The sequence below is a fragment of the Streptomyces formicae genome (assembly GCF_002556545.1).
Lineage (GTDB): Bacteria > Actinomycetota > Actinomycetes > Streptomycetales > Streptomycetaceae > Streptomyces > Streptomyces formicae_A.
Genome location: NZ_CP022685.1, coordinates 5,356,754 through 5,373,282, shown reverse-complemented (window position 1 = coordinate 5,373,282; position 16,529 = coordinate 5,356,754). Strand labels below are relative to the sequence as shown.

Sequence of the window (16,529 nt, the reverse complement as noted above, 5' to 3'; positions counted from 1 at the left end):
GCGCCGGATGCCTTTCCCACCCACCCACCCGTTGATCCGCACCGGATCGCGCATTGGGGCTCGGTTGTGGGGCGGGGCCGCGCCGGTATGTCCGTCCTCGCCGTCCCAGATGGCCGCCACACTCCGGGCACCTCGGGGCGTGGCCACATGTGCTCCGGGCGGACATACCGCCACGTCCCCTCACGCTGAGACGCGGCTGCGGATCGGTGGGGGTGGGGGTAGGAAAGACCACCCCCGCCCCACAGCCGAACCCAAGGCGCAAGACCCGCACCGACCCCAGACCTCAGAAGTAGTAGACGTCCCCCGTATCGAGAGCCAGCACCGCGTGCCGGTTGTTTCGGGGGTTGTGGTCCACGGCCCCGCCGGACCACGCCGTATCGATCCGCACCCCGACCTCCCCCGGCGCCCCCGCCACCCGCACCACGACCTCGACAACCCGACCCACGCTCCCCGCGTCCAACGCCCCCGTACGGCACAGCACCGAACTGACCCCCGCCCGCAGACACCCCTCCGGCAGCCGCGTCGCCTCTACGACGGGCTTCGACCAGCGCAGGCGGACCGTGGCGTCCGCGAGGTCCGACGGGCCGTGGTTCTGCGGGGTGAAGCGGACGCGTACCGAGCCCGCGTGCAGGGACACCTCGCCGTGGAAGGCGAGATCGGCCTCGGGAACGGCCATCCCGAGAGCGGCCGCGGCACTCAGCCCAAGACTCAGCACACCCCACACAGCAAGCGACCTCCACCCACCTACCGGGAACTTTGCCCCGATACATGCCACATCTCGGCCACGAGATATCCCCATGCCACCCTGTTGACCATGCTCACCACCCGCTCCATCGCCCTCTTCCTCCTCGCCGCGCTCTTCGAGATCGGCGGCGCCTGGCTCGTCTGGCAGGGCGTACGGGAGCACCGGGGGTGGGCCTGGATCGGGGCGGGCGTCATCGCGCTCGGCGTGTACGGGTTCGTGGCCACGCTCCAGCCGGACGCCGAGTTCGGCCGCATCCTCGCCGCGTACGGCGGCGTCTTCGTCGCCGGATCGCTCGCCTGGGGCATGGTCGCGGACGGCTACCGGCCCGACCGGTGGGACGTCGTGGGAGCGCTGGTCTGCCTCGCGGGCGTCGCCGTGATCATGTACGCGCCGCGAGGCCGCTGAAACCGCCCGCCTATCCTGGCGGGTGGACCGATCTCACCAGTACGGATACCGCACCGGATCCGCCTGCCCGAGGAGCGCACCATGACCGCCGTCGCCGCCACCCGCATCGCGATCGTCACCGGCGCGAGCAGCGGTATCGGTGCCGCCACCGCGCGCGGCCTGGCCGCCGCCGGGTACCGCGTGGTCCTCACCGCGCGCCGCAAGGACCGCATCGAGGCCCTCGCCGCAGAGCTCACCGACGCCGGGCACGACGCGATGGCGTACGCGCTCGACGTGACGGACCGCGAGGCCGTCGACACCTTCGCGACGGCCTTCAAGAAGATCGCCGTCCTGGTGAACAACGCGGGCGGCGCGCTCGGCGCGGACTCCATCGCCACCGGCGACCCTGCGGACTGGCGCCAGATGTACGAGACGAACGTCATCGGCACCCTGAACGTCACCCAGGCCCTGCTGCCCGCGCTCACCGCGAGCGGCGACGGCACGGTGGTGGTCCTGTCGTCCACGGCGGGGCACGGCACGTACGAGGGGGGCGGCGGCTACGTGGCCGCCAAGCACGCCGAGCACGTGCTCGCCGAGACCCTCCGTCTGGAGATCGTCGGCACGCCGGTCCGCGTCATCGAGATCGCGCCCGGCATGGTCAAGACGGACGGCTTCGCGCTGACCCGCTTCGGCGGCGACGCCGACAAGGCGGCCAAGGTCTACGCGGGCGTCGCCGAGCCGCTCACCGCCGACGACGTGGCGGACACGATCACCTGGGCGGTCACGCGCCCGCCGCACGTCAACATCGACCTCCTGGTGGTCCGCCCCCGCGCCCAGGCGTCCAACACCAAGGTCCACAGGGAACTGTGACGATGCCCCTCCCCGGCGACGACCCCGGCACCCCCGCCTACTCCGCCGACGCCACCGACCCCCTCCACCGCCTCACCCACGAACACGAGACCCGCCGCCTCGCCGAGGAGAAGAAGAACGAGCGGATGGTGTGGTGGTACCTCGCGTACTTCCTCTTCGGCATCCACATCGTCGCGTTCGTGATGATCTACGCGGTCAAGCACGCGAAGTAGACGTCCCGCCTTGGGCGTTCACGGACGCGAGTCACCCACACCGGTGAACGCGTCCTATCGCCATGCCCGTTGATGTTCGGCCTGCCTAGGCTCGGTGGCGACGACATCACATGAGACGGCCCCCGGCCGGGCGGCATCCCGGGCCGAGGGCCTGACCACGGCAGGAAGGCGTAACTTCCGCATGGCTGAACACGAGCCTAACGCCGACATGGCGAGATTCATGGACCTCGAAGTCCCCGAGTACGCTTACATGTTCGGGTTCTTGCAGGCCGATGGGCATCTATCGCAGCAGTCGCGGGACAGAGGGCGACTGACCGTCGAGATCAGCGCGAGGGACGTCCACATCCTGCGCGAGTTCCAGCGGCTGACCCCGTACAACAGCTCCATCAGTGAGCGGACCCGCTCGACGAACTTCGCCGAGACCCACACATCGGCCATCTGGTCCCTGTGCGCCCTCGAAGCCCGGACCAAGCTGAACGAACTCGGCCTGCCCTACGGCCGTAAATCCAAGAAGATCACGCCTCCACGCGTCGAGTTCTCCCGGCGGGACTACCTCCGGGGCGTCATCGACGCGGACGGCTCCGTCGGATACACCGCGCAGGGGTTCCCGTTCATCTCCCTGACCACGGCCAGCACGGCCGTCGGGGTCTACCTCTGCCGGTACACGCGGATGCTCACCGGAGCAGAGCGCCTGATCAAGCGGAACGCACGAGACGACATCTACAACATCGTCTACACGAAGGAACCGGCCATGCGACTGGCCGAAGATCTCTACTATCCGGGCTGCCTTGCCCTGGAGCGCAAGCAGGCCGCCGCCTCGGCGTTGGCCGCCTGGATCCGTCCTGATGACATGAGGGCCGCGCCCCCTCGCCGCCGCTGGAAGGAATGGGAAGACCGGATCCTACTGGAACACGGCAAACCCGCGTCCGCCGCCGCGGCCCTGGGGCGGACACCCCAGAGCTGCAACCTCCGCCTCTGGCGGCTGCGCAGCGGCCTGGTCCCGCTGCCTTCGGCAGAAGGGTGAGGCACTGACCGGTGGGCCCGAGCCGACGACGGCTCGGGCCCACCGTCATTTCACCCCTTCACACAGATGACCTGCTTCAGCTTCGCCACGACCTCCACGAGGTCGCGCTGGTGCTCCATCACCTGCTCGATCGGCTTGTAGGCGGCCGGGATCTCGTCCACGACTCCGGAGTCCTTGCGGCACTCGACGCCCCGCGTCTGCTCCTCCAGGTCCTTCGTCGAGAAGCGACGCTTGGCCGCGCCACGGCTCATGCGCCGACCGGCGCCATGGGAAGCCGAGTTGAACGCCTTCTCGTTGCCCAGGCCCTTCACGATGTACGTCGCCGTGCCCATCGAGCCGGGGATGATCCCAAGATCCCCCGTACCGGCCCGGATGGCACCCTTCCGAGTCACCAGCAGGTCCATGCCTTCGTACCGCTCCTCCGCCACGTAGTTGTGGTGGCAGCTGATCTCCGGCTCGAAGGTCACCTTCGCCTTCTTGAACTCCTTGCGGACCACGTCCTTGAGGAGCGCCATCATGATCGAGCGGTTGTACTTCGCGTACTCCTGCGCCCAGTAGAGGTCGTTCCGGTACGCAGCCATCTGCGGGGTCTCCGACACGAAGACCGCGAGGTCACGGTCGACGAGCCCTTGGTTGTGCGCCAGCTTCTGCGCGACCCCGATGTGGTACTCGGCGAGTTCCTTGCCGATGTTGCGAGACCCGGAGTGGAGCGTCAGCCACATCGCACCCTCGGAATCAAACGAGACCTCTAGATGGTGATTTCCGCTTCCGAGCGTTCCCATCTGCTTCATGGCCCGCCCATGACGGAACTTGACCGCCTCAGCAACCCCCTCGAACCGCCCCCAAAACTCCCCCCACCCCGCCGTAGCCATCCCATGGAAGCCCCCCGGCCCCACGGGCTCCTCATGCATCCCCCGCCCCACTGGAATCGCCGCCTCGATCTTCGAGCGCAGCCTCGACAGGTCACCCGGAAGGTCATTGGCGGTCAGCGACGTCTTGACGGCGCTCATCCCGCAGCCGATGTCCACCCCAACTGCCGCCGGACACACGGCACCCCGCATCGCGATCACCGAGCCGACCGTCGCGCCCTTGCCGAAGTGGACGTCCGGCATGACGGCCAAGCCCTTGATCCACGGCAGTGTCGCGACGTTCTGGAGCTGGCGCATCGCCGCGTCCTCGACCGACGTCGGGTCGGTCCACATCCGGATCGGCACCTTCGCGCCGGGAACCTCTACGTACGACATATCGTCCTCATTACCCCGTAATCAACTACAAGCCTTGAAGCGCAAATACCGGAGCCAAGGTCAACGAAAGGGGTAACGGACCGGCATCCACGGCAGCGCGTGCGATAGACATTGTGTCCACCGGTCGCCCAGCGGCGGCAACCGAATATCCAGGCGAAACCAGGCGAGAGGAGCCATCACGGTGCAGCGGAAGGCCAAGGCCTGTGTACCCGGTGTGGCCGCGCTCCTCGCGGCGCTGCTCGCCGGGTGCAGCAGCGGCGACGGGGTCGGCGACGGCGCGGACGACTCCAAGCCCGGCGACACCGGCAGCTCCACCGCTCCCGCGCAGCCCGGCAAGTACCGCACGCTCCCCGAGCCCTGCGGCGAGGTCGACACCGGCACGCTCGACTCGATGCTGCCCGGCATCAAGGAGATGGCGCAGGAGGAGCAGCGCGAGAAGGCGTACGAGGGCACGCCGACGGTGACGTACGACACCGACCGGCGCGTGGGCTGCAACTGGAAGGTCGAGTCCTCGGGCGCCTCGCACCACCTCCTCGTCGACTTCGAGCGCGTCGTCTCGTACGACGGAGCCGTCAGCGACGACGAGCGCGCGGCCGCCCTCTACGCGAGGAAGCTCAAGGAGGCCGGTATCCCCGAGCCCTCCTCCACCACCGAGTCCGAGGAGTCCACGGGCGAGCCCAGCGAGGGTTCCTCCGCCAGTTCCGACAGCTCCGAGGCGGGCGACAAGCCCCAGGGGGCCAACGCCGACGACCCCGTCCCCTCCGGTAAGTCCAGCAAGGACGGTAAGGGCAAAAAGGGGAAAGAAGGCGAAGAGGGCAAAGAGGGGGGAAACGGCGTCGATGGTGTGAGTGACGGCGCCTCCTCCCCCACCACCCCGCCCCCCGGCCTCGAACCCCGCACCCTCGACGACCTCGGCGACGAGGCCTTCATCGACGACGCCTTCACCACCGCCACATCGGCCACCCGGCACCGCACCGTCACTGTGGTGTTCCGCACGTCGAACGTCATCGTGACCATCGAGTACGACGAGCAGCCCGGCCGTCGCACGGACGTCCCCGACAGCAAGGAAATGCAGGACAAGACGCGGGAACTGGCCGACGGCCTCTCGGGGAAGTTCGACGAGTAGCGGTCGCGAAGAGCGGGGGCGGCGGGGGCCCGGGTCCGGTGAAGCGGAGCCGCCCGCCGTCCCGTACGCGTACCGTGGCCCCTCGGACCCGACGACGTCACGAGACGAACTGGACGTCACGAGACGAACTGAGTGAAGGAACCATGCACCGACCTGCACAGCGACAGCGACAGCTCCGCAGCCGCCTTCTCGTCTGCGCGGCCGCCGTACCGGTGATCCTCGTCGCCTCCGGCTGCTCCTCCGACTCCGACTCCGGCTCCGACGGGGCCAAGAAGGACTCGGGCTCGAAGGCGTCGGCCTCGGCCAAGGCCGACGGCGGCGAGAAGACCGCCGAGGTGGAGAAGGCCGCGTACAGCAAGCTCCCCGAGCCCTGCGACGTCCTGTCGAAGAAGACGCTCGGCGAGCTCGTCCCGAAGGCGAAGGACAAGTCGGGCAAGGCGGGCACGTCGAGCGACACCGCCACCCGTGGCAGCTGCTCGTGGGACAGCCTCGACAACAACGGCGTGGACGGCTCGCAGTTCCGCTGGCTGCGCGTCTCGACGCTGCGCTTCGACTCGGACGCCTCGCTCGGCAGCGGCGCCAAGCGCGCCCAGGACAACTTCGCCAAGCAGGTCGCGGACGCCCAGGGGACCAAGGACGCCAAGGGTCTCAAGGCGGAGCCCGTGCAGGGCGTCGGCGACCAGGCGACGCTGGTGAAGTACGACCTGAAGAAGGACAAGGACACCTTCAAGCAGCAGACGTTCGTGACGCGCGTGGAGAACGCGGTGATCACCGTCGACTACAACGGCGCGGGCCTGGCGGGCGACAAGTCCCCGGACGCGGGCGAGCTCGGCAAGGCCGCGCAGAAGGCCGCGAAGGAGGCCGCCGACGCGGTCGTCGCCGCCAACAAGGACGGCGGCAAGCCCGCCGGTTCGGGCGACAAGCCGAAGGACGACGGCAAGAAGGCCGACGGCGAGAAGAGCGACGACAAGAAGAGCGACGACAAGGCGTCGGACAGCTCAAAGGCCGACAGCTCGAAGGCCGACAGCTCGAAGGCGGACGACGACAAGAGCAAGGCGAGCGACAAGGACAAGTCCTAGGACTCGCACGCGCGTTGATGTCGCGGTGGCCCGGCCCGGGTGGGCCGGGCCACTCGCGTTCCCGACGGGCTACGCGGAGCGGCCCGCCATCGACTCCCAGAGCCGCACGGTCGCCTCGTCCAGCTGGTCGAACCGCTGGGTGATCCGCTTGAGCACCGCGGGCGACGACGTCGCCTCGTAGCGCAGCGCGAGTACGCCCATGGCCTCCCAGTGCCGCACGGTGGCGTCGTGCAGGGCGAGGGTCTCCTCGGAGGCGCCCGCGGCGTGCAGCGAGCGGGCGAGGAGCTTGAGGCTGGGCACCGCGTAGAGGACCGACGCGTGGTGGAAGAGCCTGCGGGCGCCGTGCGTGGCGCGCTCGGGCGGTCCCGCGAAGCACTCCTCGCACAGGGCCTGGTAGCGGCGGATCGCCTCGCGGAAGCGGGGCTCGGCGAAGAAGCGCTCGGCCTGGCGGGTGAGGACGCCGCCGAGGTCCCGGTCCTCCGACGCCCCCGTGCCGGTGGCCAGGTCGTCGGAGACCGCGTAGAAGAAGCCCATCGCGTCGTGGGCCTCGCTCCTGATCCGGTCCGAGGCGGCGCCCACGAGGTCGTCGAGGGTGACCAGGGCCCGGCAGCCGAACGGCTTGAGGTCGACGACGAGGCTGTCGTGGACGTTGACGTGGCCGTGGTCGTCCGCGATCCCGTCGACGACCACGGCGTGCAGGTAGGGCGCGTTGTCGCGGTACACGTCGGCGTAGTTGAGGTGGGCGGTGTTGACCCACACGATGACCGCCCGGTGCCGTTCAAGGAGCGCGGCGAGCTGAGCGCCGGGTGCCTCGAAGTCGATGGGCTCCTTGTGCACCGTGAAGGCGGAGCGGGTCATGCCGAGGGCACCGGCCTCCTCCACCGGGAAGATGTACTCGGGGTAGCCCGACTCGTCCAGGCCCGCCTGGAAGAGGTAGCCGTCGCCGCGTTCGAAGACGGCCTGTTCCTCGACGGGGCGGCCCGCGATGCCCGCGAGGATCGAGTAGCTGCCGGTGAGGCAGTTGACGGCGGTGTCGTCGTACCGCTCGACGATGTGGCTGTCCATCGGCGTCAGCCCCGCAGTTCGAGCGTGCAGCACTTCACGCTGCCGCCGGCCTTGAGGAGTTCGGTCAGGTCCACGCCGATCGGCTCGAAGCCGCGCTCGGAGAGCTTGCTCGCGAGGGCCGTGGCCGCCTTGGGGAGCAGCACGTGGCGGCCGTCGGAGAGCATGTTGAGGCCGAACACGGCCGCGTCCTCGTCGGTGGCGAGGATCGCGTCGGGGAACATCTCGCGCAGGACGGCCTGGCTGCCCTCGGAGAACGCCTGGGGGTAGTACGCCACTTCGTCGTCGGAGAGGACCGAGAGCGCGGTGTCCAGGTGGTAGTACGAGGGGTTCACCAGGCGGAGGCTGGTGACGGGGAGTCCGAAGAACTCCTGGGCCTCGAAGTGCGAGCGCGGGTCGGTGCGGAAGCCGGTGCCCGCGAGCAGTCGGCGGCCGACGACCAGGTAGTCGCCCTCGCCCTCGTTGATGTGCTCGGGCCAGTAGAGCTCGTCGAAGCCCTGGCTCCGGAACCACTCCAGGTAGGCGGGGCCCTCGGCGGTGCGCTCGACGTGGCGGAAGCGGGCGCCGAAGACCTTGCCGTCGACGACGGTCGCGCCGTTGGCGGCGAAGACCATGTCGGGCAGGCCCGGTATCGGCTCGATGTCGAGGACGGTGTGGCCGAGCTCCTTGTAGAGGTCGCGGAGCCCTTCCCACTGGCGCAGCGCGAGTCCGCCGTCCACCGGCTTGGTGGGGTGCATCCAGGGGTTGATGGAGTAGGTGACGTCGAAGTGGCGCGGCGAGCACATCAGGAACCGGCGCGGGGTCGCCGTGCGGGTCCTGGGCTGTGCGGTGGACTGGTTCGCAGTCATGCGTGCTGTTCTCCTGGGTGAGTGGTGCGGGTGACCGTGGCGGCGATGAGGTGGTCGTGCTGGTCTGTCGGGTCGTGGAAGGTGACGCCGGGCAGCGAAGCGGCGTCGGTGAGGTCGAGTTCGCGCAGTCGGCCGAGGCTGCTGAGGCCCACTTTCACCAGGGCTTCCTTCCGTACCCACAGGCGCAGGAAGGCCCGTACGGGGTCGGGATCGGCGTGGACGGCGGCGAGTTCGGCGGGGGCGAGGACGCGGTGGGCGATCCGCGCGTCGAACACGGCGGCGGTGGCGTCCTCGACGTCCACGCCGACGGGGTCGGTGCTCGCGGCCGCGGCGACGGCGCCGGTGGTGTGGGAGAGGCTGACGTGGATGCCGGGGTGGTCGGGCAGGTAGGGCCTGCCGTGGTCGTCGCGGCCGCAGTCCTCGCAGTGCTGGGCGAGGACGAGGGTGTCCGGGGGCGTGCCGGTGAGCGGAGCCGCGCAGAGGCGGACGAGGACGTGTGCGGCGAGGTAGTCCCGGCGGCGGGGTCCTGCGGGGAGGCGGGCCGCTCGTTCCCTTTCGTACGGGGCGAGGTGGGCCTGTTCGACGAAAGGCAGGATGTCCGCGGTGCGGCGGACCATGACGAGCGGGGCGCCGGGCGCCGGCCGCTCCTCTCCCCCTCGTTCCTCTCGCATCGGTGCCTCAGTGGCCCATGCCGAGGCCGCCGTCGACCCGCAGCACCGTGCCGGTGACGTAGCCCGCGTCCTCGCCGGTGAGGTAGCCGACGGCGGAGGCGATCTCGTCGGAGGTGGCCATGCGGCGCATGGGGACGGTCGACAGCAGGTTCTCGCGCTGGGCATCGGGCATGGCCGCGACCATGTCGGTGTCGGTGTAGCCGGGGGCGACGACGTTGACGGTGATGCCGTGGCCCGCCACTTCGAGCGCCAACGACCGTGCGAGGCCGATGAGTCCGGCTTTGGAGGCGGCGTAGTTGGTCTGTCCGACGGCGCCGGAGAGCGCCACGGTGGAGGACATCAGGACGATGCGGCCCCACTTGGCGCGCATCATGCCGCGCAGGACCGGCCTGATGCCGTGGAAGGCGCCGACCAGGTTGGTCTGCAACGGCGCGGTGAAGTCGTCGGCGGACATGGCGGCGAGGGGCCTGTCACGGGTGATGCCCGCGTTGAAGACGAGCACTTCGACCGGGCCGAGTTCTTCCTTGACCCGGGTGCAGGCGGCGTTCACCGCGTCGGCGTCGGTGACGTCGCAGTGCACGCCGAAGAGCTGCTCGGGCGGCTCGCCCGTGCGGTGGCTGACCGCGACCCGGTCGCCGCGCGCGGCCAGGTGCCGTGCGACGGCGAGGCCGATGCCGCGGTTGCCACCGAGGACCAGGGCGGTACGGGGCATGGGAGTTCCTTCTCGGTTCGGTGGGTGGTGAGGGTGTCTCAGCGAGCGGCGACGGCGTCGAGCGCCTTGCCGAGCAGATCGCCGATCTCGCGGGCGGGGCGGGCCTTCATCATGTCCAGGTGGACGCAGTCGACGCGGTGCTCCACGAGGCGTCCTTCGACGTGCGGCTCCCACGGTTCGCAGACGGATTCCGGTCGGCCCGGTTCGTTCGCGGCCGTGAAGTAGAGCACGTCGCCCCGGTACGGCTCGGGGCGGTACTGCGCGCGCAGCCGTATCAGGTTCTCGACGACCGACATCAACCGTTCGGTGTCGGGGACGACTTGGCGGATGTCGGCGGTCTCGGCCTCGATGAGCGCGCGCATCTCGTCGGGCGCCAGGTCCTCGTCGGTTCCGACGAGGACGGTGTCGAGCATGGCGAGGAGTTCGACGTCGTGGCCTTCGGCCTGGAGGCGGGCGGCGAGGGAGTGGGCGACGAGTCCGCCGAAGGACCAGCCGAGCAGCCGGTAGGGCCCGGCGGGCTGGACGGTGCGCAGCTGTCGTACGTAGTCGTCGAGCAACTCGTCGTAGCTGGCGGGGAGTTCCTCGTCGCGGCCGATGCCGCGCGCCTGGAGTGCGTAGACGGGCTGGTCCTGGTCGAGCCTGCGGGTCAGGGCCGCGTAGCTCCAGCTGAGTCCGAATCCGGGGTGGAAGCAGAACAGCGGGGGCTTGTCGCCCCGGGTGCGGAGCGGCAGGAGGACCGCGAAGTCGTCGGATTTGGTGGGCGCCTGCGCGGTGTCGTCGGGGCGCAGCCGCCTGGCGAGTCCTTCGACGGTGGGCGTCTCGAACAGGTCGCGCACGGTGAGTTCGGCGCGCAGTTCGGTGCTGACGCGGCCGACGAGGCGCATCGCGAGCAGCGAGTGTCCGCCGAGGTCGAAGAAGCTGTCGGTGGCCGACACCCGGTCGAGACCGAGCGCGTCGGCGAAGAGCGCGGCGACGGCGATCTCGTCGGGGGTGTGGGGCGCGCGGCCTTCGGAGGTGCCGAAGCCGGGGTCGGGGAGCCGGGCGCGGTCGAGCTTTCCGGCGGGCGACAGGGGCAGTTCGTCCAGGAGGACGACGGCGGCGGGGACCATGTACTCGGGCAGCAGCCGGGCGGACGCGGCGCGCAGTCGTGCCGGGTCGGGTGTGGTGCCGGGCGCGGCGGTGACGTAGGCGACGAGGCGGTGTTCGCCGTGCCGGTCCTCGTGCGGGACGACGACGGCCTGGGCCACGTCGTGCTGTTCGGCGATGACGGCTTCGATCTCGCTGGGTTCGACGCGGAAGCCGCGCAGTTTGACCTGGTCGTCGGAGCGTCCTACGTAGCGCAGTTGTCCGTCGGGGCGGCGCAGGACGATGTCCCCGGAGCGGTACATGCGCGCGGTCCCCGGCCCGTCCGCGGTGGACGGATCGGCGAACGGGTCTGGTACGAAGCGGGATTCGGTGAGGTCGGGGCGGTGCAGATAGCCCTGGGTGACGCCCGCGCCCGCGATGTAGAGCTCGCCGGGTACGCCGACGGGCACGGGTCGCATCCGGTCGTCGAGGACGTACAGGCGGGTGTTGCGCAGCGGGCCGCCGATGGGCGGGGCGTCCTCCTCGGCCCGGCCGTCGCCCTTCCCGCCCGTGGCGGAGGCGCTGGCGTACACGGTGGTCTCGGTCGGTCCGTAGGCGTTGACGAGGCGGGCCCCGGGCACGGCGGCCCGCAGGCGCGCGGCGACCGGCGCGGTCAGTGCCTCGCCCGCGAGGACGAGGTGGTCGGCGCGCAGGTCGGGGGCGCCGTCGGCGATGAGCCGTGCGAGGACGGAGGGGACGCCGCTGACGAGGGTGCCGTGCCAGCCGCCGCGTTCGCCGATCTCCAGGAGGTCGCGGACGATCTCGATGCTGCCGCCGTTGAGCAGCGGTCCGAGGATCTCGAAGACGGAGACGTCGAAGTTGAGGGAGGTCGCGGCGAGCACCCGGGCGAGCCCGTCGCCGAAGGCGTCGGCGGCCCAGGCGGCGAGGTTGGCGACGTTGCGGTGGGTGACGGGGACGCCCTTGGGGCGGCCTGTGGAGCCTGAGGTGTAGATGACGTACGCGGTCTGGTCGGCGGTCACCGGGCACGCGAACGCGGCGTCGGCATCGTCGGCGTCCAGCGCGGCGGCCACCGCCGGGTCGTCGAGCAGGAGTTGGGGTGGAGTGCCGGGGCCCGTGGGCAGTCCTCCGGCCGCGCCGGACTCGGTGAGCACCAGGGCGGGCGCGGCGTCGGCCAGCATGTGGGCGAGCCGCTGCGCGGGGTAGACCGGGTCGAGCGGTACGTAGGCGGCGCCCGTCCTGAGCACGGCGAGCAGGGCGACGACGGTGTCGGCGGAGCGGTGCAGCGAGAGCCCGACGAAGGTGCCGGGGCCTGCGCCGCGCTCGGCGAGCAGCCGGGCCAGACGTGCGGAACGCCGGTCGAGTTCCCGGTAGTTGAGACTCTCGGCGCCGCAGACGACGGCGGTCGCGTCCCCGTGCAGCGCGGCCTGGCGCGCGAAGAGGCTCGGGACGGTGTCGTCGGTGAGCGGCGCGGCGGTGTCGTTCCATTCGTGCAGGACCTGTCGGCGTTCCGCCGCGTCCATCAGGTCGATGTCGGCGAGGGGAGCGCGCGGGTCGTCGGCGGCCGCGCTGAGCAGGTTGGCGAGGTGCCGTGCGAGGGCCCGGACCGTGTCCTGGCCGAAGCGTCCGGTGTCGTACTCGACGTAGACGCGTACGTCGTCCCCCGTCTCGACGAAGGTCAGCATCAGCTCGAAGGCGGCGGTCGCGTTGGCGACGGGCAGCGGTTCGACGCGCAGCGCGGTGCCCGGCGCGGCGGCGGGCTCGGTGCGCATGTGGTTGAGGCCGAGCTGGAACACGGGCTGGCGGCCCGCCGAGCGGGGCGGGTTGAGGGTGTGGACGAGTTCGTGGAAGGCCACGCCCTGGTGGCGCAGGGCCTGGAAGGTGCGGCCCTGGACGGTGTGCAGGAGGGTCAGGAAGTCCTGGTCGTCGGCGCATCCGGCGCGCAGCGGCATGGTGTTGACGGTGAGCGCGACGAGCCCTTCGGAGCCCGGTGCGAGTCGAGTGGAGAGGGGCACGCCGAGCACGATGTCGCTCTCGCCGGTGTAGCGGCCCAGGAGGGCGAAGGCTCCGGCGGCGAGCACGGAGAAGAGGCTGGTGCGCTGCTCGTCGGCGAGTGCGCGCAGCCGGGCGACGGCGGGGCGCGGCAGGTCGTGGCGGTGGGTGGCGGCCTGTCGCCGTGTGGTGCCGCCGAGGTCGGCCATGGGCAGGTCGAGGGTGGCGGGTGCCCCTTCGAGGGTGGTGCGCCAGTGGTCGAGGGCGCGGGCCCTGCGGCGTTCGGAGCCGCCGGAGAGCGCGGCGGTGACGTGGTCGGTGTAGCTGAGGGCGGGGGGCCCGAGCGGGTCGGGGCGTCCTTCGGCGGCCGCCTCGTACAGCGTGGTGAATTCGCGTGCGAGGACGTCCATGGAGTGTCCGTCGGCGACGCTGTGGTGCACGACGAGCAGGAGGACGTGGCGGTCGTGGCCGAGCCGGAGCAGGGTGACGCGCAGCAGCGGTGCCCGGTCGAGGCGGAAGGGCCGGTCCTGGGCGCTGGTGAAGTGCTGGGCGAGGACGGCGTCGAGGGTGTCGGGGTCGACCGCGGTGAGGTCGGCCTCTTCGACGGTGACGGTCACGTCGGCGCTGATGGTCTGGACGGCGCCGTCCGCACCTGTGGCGATGCTGACCCGCAACGCCTCGTGGCGCGCGGTCAGTTGGCGCAGCGCGGCGTCGAGGGCGGTCCGGTCGAGCGGCCCGGTGAGCCGGAGGGCGAGGGCCAGGTTGTGGGTGCCGGGTCGGCCGTGCGCCGTCTCGGCGAACAACACGCTCTCCTGGGCGGGGAGCAGGGGGAGGTTCCTGACCTCGTGGTTCATGAGGAGTCCCGGTTCATGAGATGTCCCGTCGGCGTGGGGCGGGCGGCGCGCGGGTCCTGGCGGCGCGGGGGCGGGCCGTGCCCCGGGGAGCACGGCCCGCGATCGGGCTAGGCGGTGGCGAGGGCCGGGGTGTTCGGGTCCGTGGCGAGGAGCGCGACGGCGCGGGCCGCGAAGTCCTCGAGGGTCTCGTCGGTCGTCTCGGCGGAGACGTACATCGGCTCCTCGATGTCGGGCGCCAGGTGGTAGCCCGCCGTGCGCAGCCCGGCGTACATCGTGGTGTACGGCGACTGTGCCTGCGCGGCGACGTCGGCCTTGACGCGGACGGGAGCAGCCTGCGGGACGAAGATGAACGCGAAGATGCTGCCGGTCCTGGTGAAGGTGAAGTCGAGTCCCTTCTCGGCGCGGTGGCGTTCCACGGCGGCTTCCAGGAGGGCGCCCTTGCGCTCCAGTTCCTCGTAGAAGCCGGGCTGCGCGAGCGCGTCGAGGGTGGCGAGGCCCGCGGCCATGGTCAGCGGGTTGCCGGAGAGGGTGCCGCCCTGGAGGACGCGCTCCTCGTCGAGCAGGCGCATGATGTCGCGGCGGCCGCCGAACGCGCCGACGGGCGTGCCACCGCCGATGATCTTGCCGAAGGCGGTGAGGTCGGGGCTGACGCCGAGCAGGTTGCTCGCGGGGCCGTAGGTGAGCCGGAAGCCGGTGATGACCTCGTCGAAGATGAGCACCGCGCCCTCGCGGTCGCAGATGCGCCGCAGGTCGGCGAGGAAGCCTTCCTCGGGCATGACGAGGGACATGTTGCAGGCGATGGGCTCGACGACGACGGCCGCGATCTCGCCGGGGCTCTCGGCGAAGGCCCGCTCGACGCTCTCGGCGTCGTTGTACTCGGCGAAGACGTTGGAGCGCATGGCGGCCGGGTCGAGTCCGGAGTCGCGCATCCGCGCCTCGTCCTTGTTCTGGACCAGGTCGAAGTGGCCGTGGTAGCCGCCGTTGAAGCGCAGCACGCGGGTGCGGCCCGTGTAGGCGCGGGCCAGGCGCAGGGTGGACATGACGGCCTCGGTGCCGCTGCACACGAAGCGCAGCTGCTCCAGGTGGTCGGCGGTCGCCGTGATGCGCTCGGCGAGCTCGATCTCCTGCGTGCAGTACGTCCCGAACAGCGTGCCGTTGGCGGCCTGCTGGGCGATGGCGGTGCTGACGGCCTCGGGGGCGTGGCCGAGGATCAGCGGCCCGAACCCGTACATGAAGTCGATGTAGCGGGTGCCGTCGACGTCGTGGAGGTACTGGCCGTGCGCCTCGGCGACGACCAGCGGGTCGGTGCCCACGTTGCGGCAGGCGCGCAGCGGCGAGCTCGCGCCGACGGGGATGGTGTGCTGGGCGCGCTTGATTTCCGGCCTCATGAGGTCTTTTCCGTTTCGGTGTCGATCGTGCAGTCGGTCATCAGGACGTCCAGCAGGGCTTCGGCCTCTTCGCGGGTGTCGCGGGCGAAGTAGGCGGTCAGGACCGTCTCGAAGTTGAGCGGCGGTGCGAGCACGAACTGGCCGTCGGTGCGGTGCAGGTGCACGGTGGTGACGTCGTTCTTGTGGCACACCTCGACCGCGCGCGCGGTGTTCTTGAGGAAGCCGCTGCGCTCGATGGGCGCGTCGTACTCCAGGGCCACCTTGTGGTGCGTCGGCTCGGGTGCGAGGGGCTCCCTGCCCAGCTGGTGGAGCAGGCCGTACGCGTCGAGGCCGGTGCAGATGCGCAGTTGCTGGTAGGTGGTGGTGCCGCCGCCGCAGAGCCGGGGCGCGAGTTCGAGGACGCGCAGGCCGCCCTGTCCGTCGAAGCGGAACTCGGCGTGGAAGGGCGAGTTGTCCAGGCCGACGCCGGGGATGACGCTCTCCAGGAGCGCGGTGAAGTCGCGGCCCTTGTCGGCGTCGAACGGCTCGGTCAGGTAGGCCACTTCGTGGAAGAGGGGCCCGACGAGCGGCGGCAGCTTGCGGTGGATCTGGAGGGGGATGATCCGCCCCTCGCTGACGAAGCCGTCGATGGCGTACTCGTTGCCGTCGAGGTACTCCTCGGCGAGCATCCGGGACTGGCCAGCGCCCTCGCGCAGGACGGTGCAGACGCGCTTGGTCTGGAGGAACGCCTTGGGGAACTCGGCGGGCGTCTCGGCCTTGACCACGCCCGCGCTGTAGAAGCCGTTGGACGGCTTGACCACGACGGGGAAGGTGAGGGCGTCGGTGACGGCGGCGAGCGCCGCGGGGGCCTTCGCCGAGGGGTCGAGCTCGATGTGGCGGGTGATGTGGTCGCGGACCGAGGGATGCGCCTTGAAGCGGGTCTTGTCGGCGAGGCACAGCAGGGTGTCGATGTCGCGGGTCGGCATGCCCAGCTCGCCGCGCACCAGCTCCAGTTGGATCTGGTAGCTGTCGTGGAAGGAGATGACGTCGTCGAGTCCTTCGAGGTCCACGGCGTCCCGCGCGGCGTCGAGGACGGTCGTCCGCCAGTTCTCCCGGTCGTCGGCGGCGAGCTGCGGCGGGTCGAAGAACCGCACGGTGAAGCCGCGGCCGTGTGCGTAGTCGAGGTAGTCGCGGCAGTCTTCCTCGCGGCCGAGGAGCAGTACGTTCACGGAAGGGGCCACACTCTCTGTCTGGCT

General features: G+C 70.7%; 15 protein-coding genes. 6 read left to right on the top strand and 9 right to left on the bottom strand.

Annotated elements, in window-relative coordinates; genetic code table 11:
- Nucleotides 1-283: 283 nt before the first annotated feature.
- The gene (locus tag KY5_RS23285) at nt 284-676 is read right to left on the bottom strand and encodes a hypothetical protein (protein ID WP_098247426.1); all 393 of its coding nucleotides are present in this window, start codon (nt 674-676) and stop codon (nt 284-286) included.
- A gap of 138 nt (nt 677-814) precedes the next feature.
- Here KY5_RS23285 and KY5_RS23280 point away from each other — a divergent pair, with 138 nt between their 5' ends.
- The 4 genes from KY5_RS23280 to KY5_RS23265 all read left to right on the top strand — a co-directional run bounded on the left by KY5_RS23280 (nt 815) and on the right by KY5_RS23265 (nt 3,235).
- Nucleotides 815-1,150: a YnfA family protein gene (locus KY5_RS23280; protein ID WP_098244073.1), complete on the top strand. Its 336-nt coding sequence runs from the start codon at nt 815-817 to the stop codon at nt 1,148-1,150.
- A gap of 81 nt (nt 1,151-1,231) precedes the next feature.
- Nucleotides 1,232-1,999 carry an SDR family NAD(P)-dependent oxidoreductase gene (locus KY5_RS23275; RefSeq protein WP_098244072.1) on the top strand — a complete coding sequence of 256 codons (768 nt, stop codon included), beginning with the start codon at nt 1,232-1,234 and terminating at the stop codon, nt 1,997-1,999.
- 2 nt (nt 2,000-2,001) lie between these two features.
- On the top strand, nt 2,002-2,211 hold the full coding sequence (locus KY5_RS23270; RefSeq protein ID WP_098244071.1) for a hypothetical protein: 210 nt from the start codon (nt 2,002-2,004) through the stop codon (nt 2,209-2,211).
- Nucleotides 2,212-2,392: 181 nt separating this feature from the next.
- Entirely contained in the window at nt 2,393-3,235 is an 843-nt protein-coding gene (locus tag KY5_RS23265) for a hypothetical protein (protein ID WP_098244070.1), read from the top strand.
- Nucleotides 3,236-3,285: 50 nt separating this feature from the next.
- Here the strand turns inward: KY5_RS23265 and KY5_RS23260 are convergent, their stop codons facing one another.
- Nucleotides 3,286-4,479, bottom strand: a complete 1,194-nt coding sequence (locus KY5_RS23260) for an RtcB family protein (protein WP_098244069.1) — start codon at nt 4,477-4,479, stop codon at nt 3,286-3,288.
- 181 nt (nt 4,480-4,660) lie between these two features.
- Here KY5_RS23260 and KY5_RS23255 point away from each other — a divergent pair, with 181 nt between their 5' ends.
- Entirely contained in the window at nt 4,661-5,605 is a 945-nt protein-coding gene (locus KY5_RS23255) for a hypothetical protein (RefSeq protein ID WP_098244068.1), read from the top strand.
- A 143-nt stretch (nt 5,606-5,748) separates the two neighbouring features.
- Nucleotides 5,749-6,684: a DUF3558 domain-containing protein gene (locus tag KY5_RS23250; RefSeq protein WP_098244067.1), complete on the top strand. Its 936-nt coding sequence runs from the start codon at nt 5,749-5,751 to the stop codon at nt 6,682-6,684.
- 69 nt (nt 6,685-6,753) lie between these two features.
- On the opposite strand, the gene KY5_RS23245 is transcribed toward KY5_RS23250, so the two are convergent.
- The 7 genes from KY5_RS23245 to KY5_RS23215 all read right to left on the bottom strand — a co-directional run bounded on the left by KY5_RS23245 (nt 6,754) and on the right by KY5_RS23215 (nt 16,502).
- Nucleotides 6,754-7,749 (bottom strand): hypothetical protein, encoded by a 996-nt coding sequence (locus tag KY5_RS23245; protein WP_098244066.1) that lies wholly within the window; start codon nt 7,747-7,749, stop codon nt 6,754-6,756.
- Between the two features lie 5 nt (nt 7,750-7,754).
- A complete protein-coding gene (gene ddaH / locus KY5_RS23240; protein WP_098244065.1) occupies nt 7,755-8,594 on the bottom strand; it encodes a dimethylargininase in 840 nt (279 codons plus the stop codon).
- Nucleotides 8,591-9,265 carry a 4'-phosphopantetheinyl transferase family protein gene (locus KY5_RS23235; RefSeq protein WP_098244064.1) on the bottom strand — a complete coding sequence of 225 codons (675 nt, stop codon included), beginning with the start codon at nt 9,263-9,265 and terminating at the stop codon, nt 8,591-8,593. Before KY5_RS23235 ends, ddaH begins: the two co-directional genes overlap by 4 nt.
- Before the next feature lie 7 nt (nt 9,266-9,272).
- Entirely contained in the window at nt 9,273-9,977 is a 705-nt protein-coding gene (gene fabG / locus KY5_RS23230) for a 3-oxoacyl-ACP reductase FabG (protein WP_098244063.1), read from the bottom strand.
- A 38-nt stretch (nt 9,978-10,015) separates the two neighbouring features.
- Nucleotides 10,016-13,906, bottom strand: coding sequence for a non-ribosomal peptide synthetase (locus KY5_RS23225; RefSeq protein ID WP_098244062.1), 3,891 nt, complete (start codon nt 13,904-13,906; stop codon nt 10,016-10,018).
- 107 nt (nt 13,907-14,013) lie between these two features.
- Complete coding sequence (locus KY5_RS23220) at nt 14,014-15,294, bottom strand: aspartate aminotransferase family protein (RefSeq protein ID WP_098244061.1); 1,281 nt, start codon at nt 15,292-15,294, stop codon at nt 14,014-14,016.
- A complete protein-coding gene (locus KY5_RS23215; RefSeq protein ID WP_159072589.1) occupies nt 15,291-16,502 on the bottom strand; it encodes an ATP-grasp domain-containing protein in 1,212 nt (403 codons plus the stop codon). Before KY5_RS23215 ends, KY5_RS23220 begins: the two co-directional genes overlap by 4 nt.
- Nucleotides 16,503-16,529 lie beyond the last annotated feature (27 nt).